This is a genomic window from Paraburkholderia lacunae, assembly GCF_003353175.1.
In the GTDB taxonomy this organism is placed as follows: Bacteria; Pseudomonadota; Gammaproteobacteria; order Burkholderiales; family Burkholderiaceae; genus Paraburkholderia; species Paraburkholderia lacunae.
The window spans coordinates 361140-374970 of record NZ_QHKS01000003.1 but is presented as its reverse complement, the minus strand read 5'-3'; the positions used below and the strand labels follow the sequence as shown (position 1 = coordinate 374970).

Genomic DNA, 13831 nt, shown 5'->3' with positions numbered 1-13831 from the left:
GCTGACGGGTCGCGGGAAAGTCCCCGGGCTTCAGGCTGCTCAAACATGCGTTGCATGCCGCGCACGCATAGCAGGAAATGATAACCGGTATGGCGTTCGCGCATGCGCGGGCGCCGCGCCGGCTGGCCGATCGGATCAGCTTGCATGCACCACCATCCGCGCCGCCAGACGCCCAAGCCTGCGCACCGCTTCGTCCGCGAGATCGAGATCCGCGCTCGGAGAACTCAAGCGAATGAAATGATCGAAGCGCCCCGCGTTCGAGAACACCGTCCCCGGCATCACGCGTATGCCTTCGTCCAGAGCGGCATCGAAAAAACTCGCGGAAGATACATTGCGCGGCAACTCGATCCAGAAAAACATCCCGCCGCACGGCGGTGTAAAGCGCGTTCCTTCCGGAAACGATGCGGCGATAGCGGCGGCCATTCGTTCGCGCTGGATCCGCAGACGGTCGCGCAAGCGCCGCAGATGCCGCTCATACGCGTTCGTTTCGAGAAACTCGGCGAGCACCACTTGCGACAACTGCTCGTTGTGCCGCGACTGCGCGAACTTCAGCATGCCGATACGCGGATGCCAGCGTCCGCCGTTGATCCAGCCGACGCGCATGCCAGGCGCGAGCGTCTTGTTGAACGATGTGCAGTGGATCACCGTGCCGTCGGTGTCCCACGCCTTCAACGCTTTGGGCGGCTGCGCGGCGTCGGCGAGTTCGCGGTAGGGGTCGTCCTCGATCAGCGGGATGCGGGCGCGCGCGCACAGTTCGACGAGCCGTGCCTTGTGCGCCTCGGGCATCACGCTGCCGAGCGGGTTTTGCAGATTCGGCACGACCACCACGGCCTTGATGTCGGGATGCGTTTGCAGCGCGAACGCCAGGGCCTCGACCGCGAGGCCCGTGGACGGACTCGCCGGAATTTCCAGCGCGCGCAGGCCGAGGCTCTCCAGTGCCTGCAACAAGCCGAAAAAGCATGGCGATTCGACCGCGACCGTGTCGCCGGGTTGGGTCACCGCGCGCAACGCGAGGTTCACTGCTTCGATGCCGCCGTGGGTCATGATCACAGCGTCGGCGCCGATCTGGATGCCGGCGTCGAGCGCCCGGCGCGCGATGATCGCGCGCAATGCCGGATCGCCCTGGTCGTGGCCGGCGGCGGTGAGCAAGGTCGGGCGGCGGCGTAATGCGCGCAATGCGGCTTTCTGCAACGCGTCGGTGGGGTAGAGATCGGGGGAAGCGGTGGCCCCACCCAGATTCAGCGCGTCGGGATAGCGCTGGAATTTCGACACGATCGCTGAAATGGCCGAGTGGATGCCGACGAACTGCGCGCCGCCTGGCGCGACCGCGAGGTCGGGCTCGCTCGCCGCGGGCAAGGCCGCCGTCAGAGGAGCGCGCACGAAATAACCGGCGCGCGGACGGGCGTCGATCAACGCGGCGCGTTCCAGCGCGCGATAGCTCTCGGTCGCCGTCGACAGGCTCACGCCGTGGCGCTGCATGAACGCGCGCATCGACGGCATGCGGTCGCCCGGTCGCAGCACGCCGGTGTCGATCGCGCGACGGTATTGATCGGCCAGTTGGATATAGAGAGGGCGGCTTTCTGGGGGCCGGCCTTCTGGGCGCCGGCCTTCCGGGGGAAGGCCTTCCGGGGGACGGCCATCCGGAGACGGGCTCTCATGAGGCCGGCCATCCGGAAGCCGGCTGTCGAGAGGCAAGCTGTCTTGCGGCGCTTCAGGCGTGAGGGTCGAATGGGTCATGAGCCGATGGTGCGGACTGTTTGCACGCCGCAACAGATACACATCACCGCGATTGCGACCGATACAGCATGCGAAAATCTTCGGCTGTACCGGTTCACATCGCGGATGGCTGCGGCTGTTGTCACGTCGAAGGACTCCATAAGCTTGATGGCATGAAAACGGTTTAAAGGAATCGATCATGCCTGCCCTTCAATCCCGCGCCTCCTTGCCTCGCGAAACCGCCAGTTCACGCCTTCGCGCCGGTCAGGTGACCCTGCTCGAACTGCGGGAGCAAACCTCGATCGTGGCCGTCGAAGGCAATCTGCAACTCGGCTTTCGCGACCATTCGCTGGCGTGGTTGGGCGACACCGTCATGCCCACGTGGATCACCGTGCATGAAGGCGAGCAATACGTCACGCCACAGCGCGGCGTCGTGTCGATCAGCGCGGCACTCCCACGCGCGGCGGCGTTCCTTGTTCAACCGCAGCGGCCTGAAAACAACGGCTTCATCCGTCAGATCGCGCGCAGCCTGTCCAACCTGGTCAGAATCCTGCTGCGCAGCCCGGCTTGATACGTAGCCCGGCTTGCCCCTGCTCTTCGGCCGCAAAACCGGCCGGTACAATGCATGACCTAACCCGCTTCCTTCGAGGTGCCGGTCATGTCCTTCTTTCGCGCGCTGCTGTCCGGCCGCCCCACCCTGCTGGCCGCGATCCTCGCCGTCGTCACGCTGACGCTCAACGGTTGCGCGGGTCTCTTTGGCGGCGACCCGCTGCGCGTGAGCGTGGCGGGCATCGAGCCGATCGATGGCCAGGGCCTCGAGATGCGCTTCAACGTCAAACTGCGCGTACAGAATCCCAACGAATCCGCCGTCGCCTATACCGGCGTCTCGCTCGACCTCGAACTGAACGGCAAGCTGTTCGCGAGCGGCGTCAGCGATCAGAGCGGCACCGTGCCGCGCTTCGGCGAAACCGTGGTCGATGTGCCGCTGACGGTGCCCGCCTTCGCCGCCGTTCGCCAGGCCTTCGCATTCGCCGACTCAGCGCAATCCGGGCAGATTCCGTACGTCTTGCGCGGCAAGCTCGCCGACGGCTTCACAGGCGCTACGCGTTTCATCGATCGGGGTACGTTGAGTCTGCCCGCGTCGGGAATCGCTTTGCCTTGATCAAACCACTTCGAACAGGCCCGCCGCGCCCTGCCCGCCGCCGATGCACATCGTCACGACGACCAGCTTCGCGCCGCGCCGCTTGCCTTCGATCAACGCATGGCCGGTCAAACGCGCACCGGATACGCCATAAGGATGACCGACCGCAATCGCGCCGCCGTTCACGTTCAGACGGTCGTGCGGAATACCGAGCTTGTCGGCGCAATACAGCACCTGCACCGCAAACGCTTCGTTCAGCTCCCACAGGTCGATGTCCTCGACCTTGAGACCCGCTTGCCTGAGCAGCTTCGGCACCGCGAACACCGGGCCGATACCCATCTCGTCCGGCTCGCAACCGGCCACCGCGAAGCCGCGGAAAATACCGAGCGGCTGCAAACCTTCGCGCTCCGCAACCTTTGCGTTCATCACGACGCAAGCCGACGCGCCGTCCGAGAACTGGCTCGCATTGCCCGCGGTAATCACGCCGCCCGGCAGCGCCGTGCGGATCTTCGACACGCCTTCGAGCGTCGTGTCGGCGCGAATGCCTTCATCGCTGCTGACCGTCACTTCCTTCGTGTAGAGACGTCCTGTCGCTTTGTCGGCGACGCCGGCGAGCACCGTCAGCGGAACGATTTCGTCCTTGAACCTGCCGGCTTCGAGCGCGGCCGCGGCGCGCTGCTGCGAGCGCACGCCGTATTCGTCCTGGCGCTCCTTCGAAATCGAGTAGCGCTTCGCGACGTTCTCGGCCGTCTGCAACATCGACCAGTAGATTTCCGGCTTGTTCTGGCTGAGCCAGCCTTCAGTGAGCATGTGGCGGTTCATCTCGTTCTGCACGCACGAGATCGATTCCACGCCGCCCGCGACGAACACGTCGCCTTCACCGGCGATCACACGTTGCGCGGCGAGTGCGATGGTCTGCAAACCCGACGAGCAGAAACGGTTCACCGTCATGCCTGGCACGCTGACCGGCAAACCGGCGCGCAGCGCGATCTGCCGCGCGATGTTCATGCCCGTCGCGCCTTCCGGATTCGCGCAGCCCATGATCACGTCTTCGACGCGCGCCGGGTCGAGCTTCGCGCGCTCGACGGCGGCCTGCGTCACGTGCCCGCCGAGGGTCGCGCCGTGCGTCATGTTGAATCCGCCGCGCCATGATTTGGCGAGACCCGTACGGGCAGTCGATACGATTACAGCGTCAGTCATGCAAGTCTCCTGTGTCGACCGGAGTTGGCGCTTTAGCGCCTACTCCGGTCCCATGCTGAGGTTGCCTGGAGTTAGTGCTTCAGCACTTACTCCAGGCCCGCAGCGGTCGACCGGAGTTGGCGCTTTAGCGCCTACTCCGGTCCCATACAAGTTGGCTGGTGCTTCCAGAGGTCGATGACGGCGCGCCGGCGTTTTCGCTCGGCCGCGCCACCCACTCGTTTCACTCATTTTCTGCCGGGCGGCCGACTCAGCCGACTCAGCGGACTCAGCCCGCTCAGCCCCGTCAGCCATTAAAACCACGGCCCTTCGCCGCCAGTTCCTCAATGCTCGGCGCCAGCTGCCACGCATCGCCATTCGGCCGCGACGCATAGCGGCGAATCGCGCGCTCCACGTTGTAAAGGCCGACCGTGTCCGCATACAGCATCGGACCGCCGCGATGGAGCGGGAAGCCGTAGCCGGTCAGATAGACCATGTCGATGTCCGACGCTTTCGACGCAATGCCCTCTTCGAGAATCTTCGCGCCTTCGTTCACGAGCGCGAACACGAGGCGTTCGACGATTTCCTCGTCGCTGATCTTGCGGCGCTCAGCGTGAGTTTCCTTCGAGTAAGCGGCGATCATCTCGTCGACCACCTTCGACGGATACGCGGTGCGGTCGCCCGCCTTGTAGTCGTACCAGCCGCCGCCGGTCTTCTGACCGAAACGCCCCGTCTCGCACAGACGGTCGGCGATCTTCGAATAGTGCATGTCAGGATGTTCCAGATAGCGGCGCTTGCGAATCGCCCAGCCGATGTCGTTACCCGCCAGGTCGCTCATGCGGAACGGCCCCATCGCGAAGCCGAACTTCTCGATGGCCTTGTCCACCTGCGCGGGCAGCGCGCCCTCTTCGAGCATGAAGAGCGCCTGGCGGACGTACTGCTCGATCATCCGGTTGCCGATAAAGCCGTCGCACACGCCCGAGACGACCGCGGTCTTCCTGATCTTCTTCGCTAGTTGCATGACGGTGGCGAGCACGTCTTTCGCCGTTTCCTTGCCGCGCACGACTTCGAGCAGCTTCATCACGTTGGCCGGGCTGAAGAAGTGCATGCCGACCACGTCCTGCGCACGCCTCGTGAAGGCCGCGATCTTGTCGACGTCCAAAGTCGAGGTATTCGACGCCAGGATCGCGCCGGGTTTCGCGATCTCATCGAGACGCTTGAACACCTGCTCCTTCACGCCGAGTTCCTCGAACACGGCTTCGACGATCAGGTCGGCGTTCTTCAGATCGTCGTAGGAGAGCGTGGGCGTGATCAGCGCCATGCGCTGTTCGAGCGCCTCGGGCTTGAGCTTGCCCTTCTTGACCGTGGCTTCGTAGTTCTTGCGGATCGTAGCCAGCCCGCGCTCGAGCGCCTCCTGCTTCGTTTCCAGCAGCGTGACCGGAATACCCGCATTGATGAAGTTCATCGCGATGCCGCCGCCCATCGTGCCGGCGCCGATCACGGCGACCTGCCTGATGTCGCGCACCGGCGTATCGGACGGCACATCGGGGATCTTGCTCGCCGCGCGTTCGCCGAAGAACGCATGACGCAGCGCGCGGCTCTCGGGCGTTTGCACGAGCGCGATGAAACATTCGCGCTCGAACGCGAGCCCCTTGTCGAAACCGTTCTGCACGCCTGCTTCCACGGCGTCGATACATTTCTGCGGCGCCGGGAAATTTTTCGCCACAGCCGCGACGCTATTGCGTGCGAACTGGATAAAACCGGCCGCATTGGGATGTTCGATCTTGCGCTCGCGCACCTTGGGATGCGGGCCTTCTTTCGCGCCGACCTTGCGGGCAAACGCGAGCGCCGCTTCGGCCAGATCGCCTTCGACGACTTCGTCGAACAGACCCGAGTCGGCCAGCCCGGAATGGGCCAACTTCTCCGACATCACCGGCGCGCCGGAGACGATCATGTTGAGCGCCGCTTCGAGGCCGATCGCACGGGGCAGACGCTGCGTGCCGCCCGCGCCCGGCAGGATGCCGAGCTTCACTTCCGGCAGCGCGATCTGCGCGCCGGGTGCGGCGATGCGGTAATGCGCGCCGAGCGCCAGTTCCAGACCGCCGCCCATCGCGACGCTGTGAATCGCCGCGACCACCGGCTTCGCGCTGCCCTCGACAGTCTTGATGACCGTGGCGAGCGTCGGCTCCTGGGTGGCCTTGGGCGTATTGAATTCGATGATGTCGGCGCCGCCCGAGAAGGCTTTGCCCGCGCCCGTCAGCACGATCGCCTTGATGGCCGGATCGTTCTGCGCGCGCTCGATCCCTTCGACGATACCGGCTCGCGTCGAGAGGCCGAGGCCGTTTACGGGGGGATTGTTCAGCGTGATGACGGCCACGCCGTCATGAGTCGTGTAGTCCACTGCCATCTGCGTGCCTCCATGCGATGAGGCGACGCATGACGCGCCGCCCGTCCGGTTCATCGAGTTGGCTCATTGTCCAACTTTGTGTCCGACTTTTCCGGGGTCAGCAGGCAGAATACACAAAAAAGCACGCTCGTTCAATTTATCGTTAGACGGGGTTTCCCCTGGCAAGCGGACAGTCTTTTTCATCCGCGAGCGCGGACGGCAGCACGTGGTCGCGGAAGAGGTCGCGCAGCTTGAGTTTCTGCAGCTTGCCGGTGGCCGTGTGCGGCAATTCGTCGACGAATACGACGTCGTCGGGAATCCACCATTTGGCGACCTTGCCGTCATAGAACGCGAGCAGTTCTTCGCGCGTCACATCGAAAGCGGCGCGCTTGACCACCACCAGCAGCGGCCGCTCGGTCCACTTCGGATGCGCGCAGGCGATGCACGCCGCTTCCGCCACCGCCGGATGCGCGATCGCGACGTTCTCGATATCGATCGAGCTGATCCATTCGCCGCCCGACTTGATCACGTCCTTGGAGCGATCCGTGATGTGCAGGAAGCTGTCCTGGTCGATGGTGGCGACGTCGCCGGTGGGAAACCAGCCGTCCACCAGCGGCGAATCGTCCTTGCGGAAATACCGGTCGATCACCCACGGCCCTCGCACGTGCAGATCGCCGAACGCGACGCCGTCCCACGGCAGATCGCGCCCATCGTCGCCGACGATTTTCATGTCGACGCCGTAGAGCACGTGACCCTGCTTTTCGCGCAGTTTGCGCTGCTCGTCCGGCGAGCGCTGGCTTTGTTCCCACGTCAGTTTCGACAGGGTGCCGAGCGGCGACATCTCGGTCATACCCCATGCATGAATCACTTCGACGCCGTATTCGTCCTGAAACGTGCGCAACATGGCCGGCGGACACGCGGAGCCGCCGATCACCGTGCGGTTCAGCGACGAAAAGCGCACTCCTGCCTCGCGCAAGTAGTTGAGCAAGCCGAGCCAGACGGTGGGCACGCCGGCCGAATACGTGACACGCTCGTTTTCCATCAGCTCATACAGCGATTTGCCGTCGAGATCCTTGCCGGGAAACACCAGCTTCGCGCCGGTCAGCGGCGCGGCGTGCGGAATGCCCCATGCGTTCACATGGAACATCGGCACGACCGGCAACACGGAGTCGCGCGCGGACAGGCTCATCGCGTCGGGCAGCGAAGCGCCGAACGCATGCAGCACGGTCGAGCGATGCGAATACAGCGCGCCCTTGGGATTGCCGGTGGTGCCGGACGTATAGCACAGGTATGACGCCTGGCGTTCGTCGAGCGGCGGCCAGGCGTAGTTGCCGTCCTGCGCGGCGACGAGCGTCTCGTAGCTGAGCACGGGCGTTTGCATCTTCGGCAGATGCGCTGCGTCGGCGAGTGCGATCCAGCCGCGCACCTTCGGACACTGCGGCGCGAGACAATCGACGAGCGCTGCGAACGTGGTATCGAACAGCACGTACGCATCGTCGGCGTGATTGACGATGTAGGCGATCTGATCGGGAAAGAGGCGCGGATTGATCGTGTGGCACACCGCGCCGAAGCCGGGGGTGCCGTAATACGCTTCGAGGTGCCGGTAACCGTTCCAGGCCAGCGTGGCGACCCGCTCGCCGGGTTCGACGCCCAGCGCGATCAGCGCCTGCGCCAGCTGCTTCGCGCGCTTTTCGCAGTCGCGATAGGTGTAGCGATGCACGTCGCCTTCGATACGCCGCGACACGATCTCGGTGTCGCCGAAATGCCGCGCGGCATGCGCGAGCAACGAAGACACGGTGAGCGGCACGTCCATCATCTGGCCAAGCAGCGGCGTCGTCATAAAGAGAGGTCTCCTCGCCTTGTTTCCGTCAATCGGGGTTGCGATGGGTTTGCGGGGTTGCGTTTTTCTACGTGCCGCGGGGGGCTTCGGCGGGGGCGCCCAGCACGCGGGCGCCGCTGGGGAAAGGCCAGCCAGCAGCTCCGCGGGCGCGGACTTACAATATCGGTTAATCCAGAGGCGCTCAATATGTCGTTTTCCCCAAGCATTGCAGGGCTATCCGGGCCCTTGTCGGCTCTTTCCGACGCTCTTGCCACCTCGCCCGAAAGCGCCTTCGCGCGGCTCGGCAGCACGTTTCTGACGCGCCTGCCCGCGGCGCCGCTCAGTGCGCCGTACGTCGTCGGCTTCTCGGCGGAAACCGCCGCGATGCTCGGTTTGGAACCCGGGCTCCAGAACGATCCCGGCTTCGCCGAACTCTTCTGCGGCAACGCCACGCGTGAATGGCCGGCCGAGGCGCTGCCGTACGCGTCGGTGTATTCGGGGCATCAGTTCGGCGTGTGGGCCGGCCAGCTCGGCGACGGCCGCGCGCTCGGTCTCGGCGAGATCGAACATGACGGCCAACGCTTCGAGCTGCAACTCAAAGGTGCGGGGCGCACGCCCTATTCGCGCATGGGCGACGGCCGCGCGGTGCTGCGTTCGTCGATTCGCGAGTATCTGTGCTCCGAGGCGATGCACCACCTCGGTATTCCAACTACCCGCGCGCTGTGCGTGATCGGCTCCGACCAGCCGGTGCGGCGCGAGGAAATCGAAACCGCCGCGGTGGTCACGCGCGTGGCCCCGAGCTTCGTGCGCTTCGGGCACTTCGAACATTTCTATTCGAACGACCGCACCGACGCACTGCGAGCGCTCGCCGATCATGTCATCGAGCGTTTCTATCCGCATTGCCGCGAAGCCGACGACCCGTATCTCGCGCTGCTGAACGAAGCGGTGCTGTCGACGGCCGACCTGATGGTCGAATGGCAAGCGGTCGGCTTCTGCCACGGCGTGATGAACACCGACAACATGTCGATTCTGGGCCTCACGATCGACTACGGCCCGTTCGGTTTCATGGACGGCTTCGATGCCGGCTACATCTGCAATCACTCCGACTCGCAAGGCCGTTACGCGTACCGGATGCAGCCGCAGATCGCGTACTGGAACCTCTTCTGCCTCGCGCAGGGCCTGCTGCCGCTCATCGGCGCACAGCACGAAGAAAGCGTGCGCGGCGACAACGCGATCGAAGATGCGCAACGCGTGCTCGGCGGCTTCAAGGACCGTTTCGCGCCTGCGCTGGAGCGGCGCATGCGCGCGAAGCTCGGCCTCGAAATCGAACGCGACGGCGACGCTGCATCCGACGACGTTTCGCTGGTCAATCGCCTGTTCGAAATCATGCACGCGAACCGTGCGGATTTCACGCTGACGTTCCGCCATCTGGCGCGTCTGTCGAAGCACGATGCGAGCGGCGACGCGCCGGCGCGCGATCTGTTCCTCGAGCGCGCAGCCTTCGATGCGTGGGCGAACGATTACCGCGCGCGACTGTCGCAGGAAACACGCGACGACGCCGCGCGCGCCATTGCAATGAACCGTGTGAACCCCAAATTCGTACTTCGCAATCACCTGGCGGAAACAGCGATCCGCCGCGCCAAGGAGAAGGACTTCTCCGAAGTGGAACGTCTGGCGGCGGTGCTGCGCCGTCCATTCGACGAGCAGCCGGAACACGAAGCGTATGCGGGATTGCCGCCGGATTGGGCAAGCTCGCTGGAAGTCAGTTGCTCTTCGTGAAGCGCCGCTGCAAGCACGCTCCAACAACAAACTCGAGACAGGAACCCCGACCATGAACAACCCCGACGACCTCAGGACCGGCGCCCCGGCCGTGCAGAAAGACGACGAAGAGTGGCGCAAGCAGCTGTCCGACATCGAATATCAGGTGACGCGCCACGCCGCCACCGAACGGCCGTTCACCGGCCGCTACCACGACCACTGGGAGCGCGGCATCTATGACTGCGTCTGCTGCGGCACGCCCCTGTTCGAATCGGACACCAAGTTCGACGCCGGTTGCGGCTGGCCGAGCTACTTCAAGCCAATCAACGGCGAAGTGATCGCCGAGAAAACCGACCGCTCGCACGGCATGCTGCGCATTGAAGTGCAGTGCAAGCATTGCGGCGCGCATCTGGGTCACGTGTTCGAAGACGGACCGGCGCCGACCGGCCTGCGCTACTGCATCAATTCGGCTGCGTTACAATTCGAGCCCAAGTAACGCAGCGCGGAGTCCGGCGCGTTGCCGGCCGGCATGCACTAAACTGCCTCCTTGATCGTCGGCCGGTCGCGAGGCCCCTTCATCCAGCTTGCGAACCGGCCGAGCCGTTGCCGGCAGTCAGGCAAAGCGCGGCCGCCAACACCGGCCGGCGCGGCGCGCCCGGCCGCCGGCCGCAGCGACGGACTCTTCAGCACGCACACCACCGGGCGCGCCGCTAAAGCGCCCCTTCCTGTCCGACTCACTGACTCACTCTCCGAATTCCCGACCAGATAATGAAATTCCTGTTCGATCTGTTCCCGATCATCCTGTTCTTCGTCACCTTCAAGGTATGGGGCATTTTCACGGCGACGGCAGTGGCGATCGTCGCCACGCTGGTGCAGATCGCGTGGGTGGCCTTCCGTCACCGCAAGGTCGATGCAATGCTGTGGGTGAGCCTCGGCGTCGTCACCGTGTTCGGCGGCGCGACGCTCGTGCTGCACAACGATACTTTCATCAAATGGAAGCCGACCGTACTGTATTGGGCGTTTTCGGTCGCACTGATCGTCTCGCAACTGGCCTTCAACAAGAACCTGATCGAAGCGATGATGGGCAAGCAGATCACGCTGCCGCATGCGATCTGGGGCAAGCTGAATATCGTCTGGGCGGTATTTTTCGTGCTGCTCGGGCTGGTCAACCTGTTCGTCGCGTATCACTACACGACCGACCAGTGGGTCAATTTCAAGCTGTTCGGCGCGACCGGGTGCCTGGTAGTGTTCATCGTCGGTCAGAGTTTGTGGCTGTCGAAGTATATGAAGGAAGAATGACATGACGAGCGATGTGTTCATGCACGCCACCACCGCCGAGCGCGCCGCGCTGATCGAAGCGCGCCTCACCGCAGCGCTCGCGCCCGTGACGTCGATCCAGATCACCGACGACAGCGCGCAGCACGCCGGCCACGCCGGCGCGTCCGCCGGCGGTCATTTCAGTGTCACGATCGTGAGCGCAGTATTCGCCGGCAAGGCCCGCGTGGCGCGGCATCGCATGGTGTATGATGCGCTGGCCGATGCCATGCAGCGCGGCATTCACGCCCTTGCAATCACGGCGTATACGCCCGAAGAATTCGCTTTGTTGCCCCGCTAGGAAAATTTTCGATGACCTTGAAGAAAACCCGCCTCTGGGTATTGCTGGCTGCGTTTGCGGCCGCACCTGCATTCGCACAGAACATCGCCGTCGTGAACGGCTCGCCGATTCCGAAGGCGCGCGCCGATGCGCTGATCGACCAACTGGTTCATCAAGGCCAGCAAAACACGCCGCAACTGCAAATGGCCGTGCGCGAAGAGCTGGTGAACCGCGAAATTCTGATGCAGGAAGCGCTGCGCCGCGGTCTGCCGAACCGGCCGGACATCAAGGCGCAAATCGCCGTCGCACAACAAACCGTCGTGCTGCGAGCGCTGATCGAAGACTTCGTGAAGAACAACCAGCCGAGCGACGCCGAAGTCACGGCGCGTTACAACGCGCTGGTCAAGGACGCGGGCGGCAAGGAATATCACCTGCACCACATCCTCGTCGACAACGAGCAGCAAGCCAAAGATCTGATCGCGAAGATCAAGGGCGGCGCGAGCTTCGAAGATCTCGCCAAGCAGTTCTCGAAGGACCCGGGATCGGGCAAGAACGGCGGCGACCTGGACTGGTCGGACCCGAAGGCCTACGTCCCTGAATTTGCGGAGGCCGCCACGCATCTGCAGAAAGGCCAGGTGACCGACGCGCCGGTGCATACGCAATTCGGCTGGCACATCATCCGTGTCGACGACGTGCGCAGCATCACGCCGCCGCCGCTCGAGCAGGTGCGTCCGCAGATCGTGCAGCAGATCCAGCAGGAAAAGCTGCAAGCGTTCGAAGAAGGTTTGCGTAAGAACGCGAAGATTCAGTAAGCGGGTTTTTTAAGCTGCCGCTTGAGAACAAGAAAGCCGCCCTCGGGCGGCTTTCTTGTTCTATTTGGACAACGGCCCCTCCATTGCGGGGAGTGCTCTGTGTCACTGCTCGGTAAGCATTGCCTTCTTGATCCTTGCAGCGCGTTGATCAACTCGTCTAGAGGGACTTGCCTGGTCATTGCGCCGTTTGGTTCTGGCCCTCTTAGCTCTGCCACGAGGTTTTCTACGCCTTTCTCCCTGACAGTTGGATGTCGGTCTTTCAGGATTTCAAGTGTGCGCTCTTCATACCTGTAATTTCCGAGGTTCCATTGCCTGAAGACAGACACGGAAAGCGCCAACTGGCAGGGCGCGGCTATCGTCCGGGCAGACAGTAGTGAGGTACTGCCCTACTGCCTGTCGATTGGCTCTTGCGTGACGGTCATGTATTGCCTGATGTCAGGCTGACCCAGCGCGATCGCGTTGAGCATTGCGACTCCAAGCTGTCTCGCGAATTCATCGTCAAGTTTGAAATCGTGTTCATCAGCCAAGACCACGCCCATTTTTCCGGCCACGAGAGGAGCTAGTTTGGCCGGATCAACAGTATGGACGATCAACTGTTGGGGATCTTCGGTGTAGGTCAGAACCACGGAATACGGCGGATGAATAGCCATCAAAACCCTCTGCACATTTGATATCTTTCGAATGCTCTCTGTCTGCACAGCGCGAGGAAGCGCTTACCCCGTCAGTCCTCGAATGGCGGCACAAAGTACGCGCCTGACGCGAGATATACCCGCGTGAACAAGGATGGAGACAGACGGTTCGATCCGGGACAGCAGGAATAACAAAGACGGAGCGTATTAGCAGCCGCCCCAAAAGGGAGATGCAGCGTGGAGAAGCGTCACCATCCAGATAGTAGTGCGAAGTGTCATATCAAAAAACGGCACTTTATGGGAGACGGCTGAAGAATCCTCAAGGAACTTCAGGACACACCCAATGCCTGCGAACCGTTGCATCATGCGCGTCGTGCTCATCGCAACGATGTGCCCCGTACCGATTCCAGCCGAAAGAGACTGACAGATGCACGCAACCAAACATCAACGCGCCAAGCAGCCGAACTGGCCGAACAAGGTACCGAATGCACCTTCCGGAAAACATCGCGACAACAATCCGCCGTCACAGCAGGTAAGTGACGAGCCCCGTCTCGGCGGGGGCCGCTATCACTCCGGCATACGCAAAACTGCCCTCATGCCTTCAGCGTTTGCGTGAACGGCTCAAGGCTTTACCCAACGAAAAACGACCCGGCCGCACATGCGACCAGGTCGTTAAATCACGACATCAATGTTATACCGTTCGATACCTAAAAAAGGACCTTAACGGAGCCGCATTACTGCCCGAAGGCGGCTGTTTCGTTTCTACACGATCTGCTTTCTAAAAAACCGCCGCGCGATGC

Annotated in this window: 12 protein-coding genes and 1 pseudogene; 8 read left to right on the top strand and 5 right to left on the bottom strand. The window is 63.2% G+C overall.

All coding sequences use genetic code 11. The features are described from left to right. Nucleotides 1-135 precede the first annotated feature (135 nt). Nucleotides 136-1737 carry an aminotransferase-like domain-containing protein gene (locus DLM46_RS06560; RefSeq protein ID WP_244305869.1) on the bottom strand — a complete coding sequence of 534 codons (1602 nt, stop codon included), beginning with the start codon at nucleotides 1735-1737 and terminating at the stop codon, nucleotides 136-138. 178 nt (nucleotides 1738-1915) lie between these two features. On the opposite strand from DLM46_RS06560, the gene DLM46_RS06555 reads away from it, so the two are divergent. Beyond that, nucleotides 1916-2287 (top strand): hypothetical protein, encoded by a 372-nt coding sequence (locus tag DLM46_RS06555; RefSeq protein ID WP_115099935.1) that lies wholly within the window; start codon nucleotides 1916-1918, stop codon nucleotides 2285-2287. An 87-nt stretch (nucleotides 2288-2374) separates the two neighbouring features. Beyond that, on the top strand, nucleotides 2375-2878 hold the full coding sequence (locus tag DLM46_RS06550; RefSeq protein WP_115099934.1) for an LEA/WHy family protein: 504 nt from the start codon (nucleotides 2375-2377) through the stop codon (nucleotides 2876-2878). On the opposite strand, the gene DLM46_RS06545 is transcribed toward DLM46_RS06550, so the two are convergent. The 3 genes from DLM46_RS06545 to DLM46_RS06535 form a co-directional block, all read right to left on the bottom strand. Continuing rightward, on the bottom strand, nucleotides 2879-4057 hold the full coding sequence (locus DLM46_RS06545; protein WP_115099933.1) for an acetyl-CoA C-acyltransferase: 1179 nt from the start codon (nucleotides 4055-4057) through the stop codon (nucleotides 2879-2881). It abuts the gene before it with no gap. A 283-nt stretch (nucleotides 4058-4340) separates the two neighbouring features. Then, nucleotides 4341-6440 carry a 3-hydroxyacyl-CoA dehydrogenase NAD-binding domain-containing protein gene (locus tag DLM46_RS06540; RefSeq protein ID WP_115099932.1) on the bottom strand — a complete coding sequence of 700 codons (2100 nt, stop codon included), beginning with the start codon at nucleotides 6438-6440 and terminating at the stop codon, nucleotides 4341-4343. A 142-nt stretch (nucleotides 6441-6582) separates the two neighbouring features. After that, nucleotides 6583-8259, bottom strand: a complete 1677-nt coding sequence (locus DLM46_RS06535) for a 3-(methylthio)propionyl-CoA ligase (protein ID WP_115099931.1) — start codon at nucleotides 8257-8259, stop codon at nucleotides 6583-6585. Between the two features lie 186 nt (nucleotides 8260-8445). Here DLM46_RS06535 and DLM46_RS06530 point away from each other — a divergent pair, with 186 nt between their 5' ends. The 5 genes from DLM46_RS06530 (at nucleotide 8446) to DLM46_RS06510 (ending at nucleotide 12402) form a co-directional block, all read left to right on the top strand. Continuing rightward, nucleotides 8446-10017, top strand: coding sequence for a protein adenylyltransferase SelO (locus tag DLM46_RS06530; protein ID WP_115099930.1), 1572 nt, complete (start codon nucleotides 8446-8448; stop codon nucleotides 10015-10017). 52 nt (nucleotides 10018-10069) lie between these two features. Continuing rightward, nucleotides 10070-10492: a peptide-methionine (R)-S-oxide reductase MsrB gene (gene msrB / locus DLM46_RS06525; protein WP_115099929.1), complete on the top strand. Its 423-nt coding sequence runs from the start codon at nucleotides 10070-10072 to the stop codon at nucleotides 10490-10492. Between the two features lie 272 nt (nucleotides 10493-10764). Then, the gene (locus tag DLM46_RS06520) at nucleotides 10765-11295 is read left to right on the top strand and encodes a septation protein A (protein ID WP_115099928.1); all 531 of its coding nucleotides are present in this window, start codon (nucleotides 10765-10767) and stop codon (nucleotides 11293-11295) included. Nucleotide 11296: 1 nt separating this feature from the next. Further along, nucleotides 11297-11611, top strand: coding sequence for a BolA family protein (locus DLM46_RS06515; RefSeq protein ID WP_115099927.1), 315 nt, complete (start codon nucleotides 11297-11299; stop codon nucleotides 11609-11611). An 11-nt stretch (nucleotides 11612-11622) separates the two neighbouring features. Next, on the top strand, nucleotides 11623-12402 hold the full coding sequence (locus tag DLM46_RS06510; RefSeq protein ID WP_115099926.1) for a peptidylprolyl isomerase: 780 nt from the start codon (nucleotides 11623-11625) through the stop codon (nucleotides 12400-12402). A 386-nt stretch (nucleotides 12403-12788) separates the two neighbouring features. Here the strand turns inward: DLM46_RS06510 and DLM46_RS06505 are convergent, their stop codons facing one another. Next, nucleotides 12789-13052: a hypothetical protein gene (locus tag DLM46_RS06505; protein WP_115099925.1), complete on the bottom strand. Its 264-nt coding sequence runs from the start codon at nucleotides 13050-13052 to the stop codon at nucleotides 12789-12791. A gap of 539 nt (nucleotides 13053-13591) precedes the next feature. Between DLM46_RS06505 and DLM46_RS40060 the strand changes: the two are divergent. After that, nucleotides 13592-13813: pseudogene (locus DLM46_RS40060) on the top strand (hypothetical protein); the annotation flags it as partial. Between the last annotated feature and the right edge of the window lie 18 nt (nucleotides 13814-13831).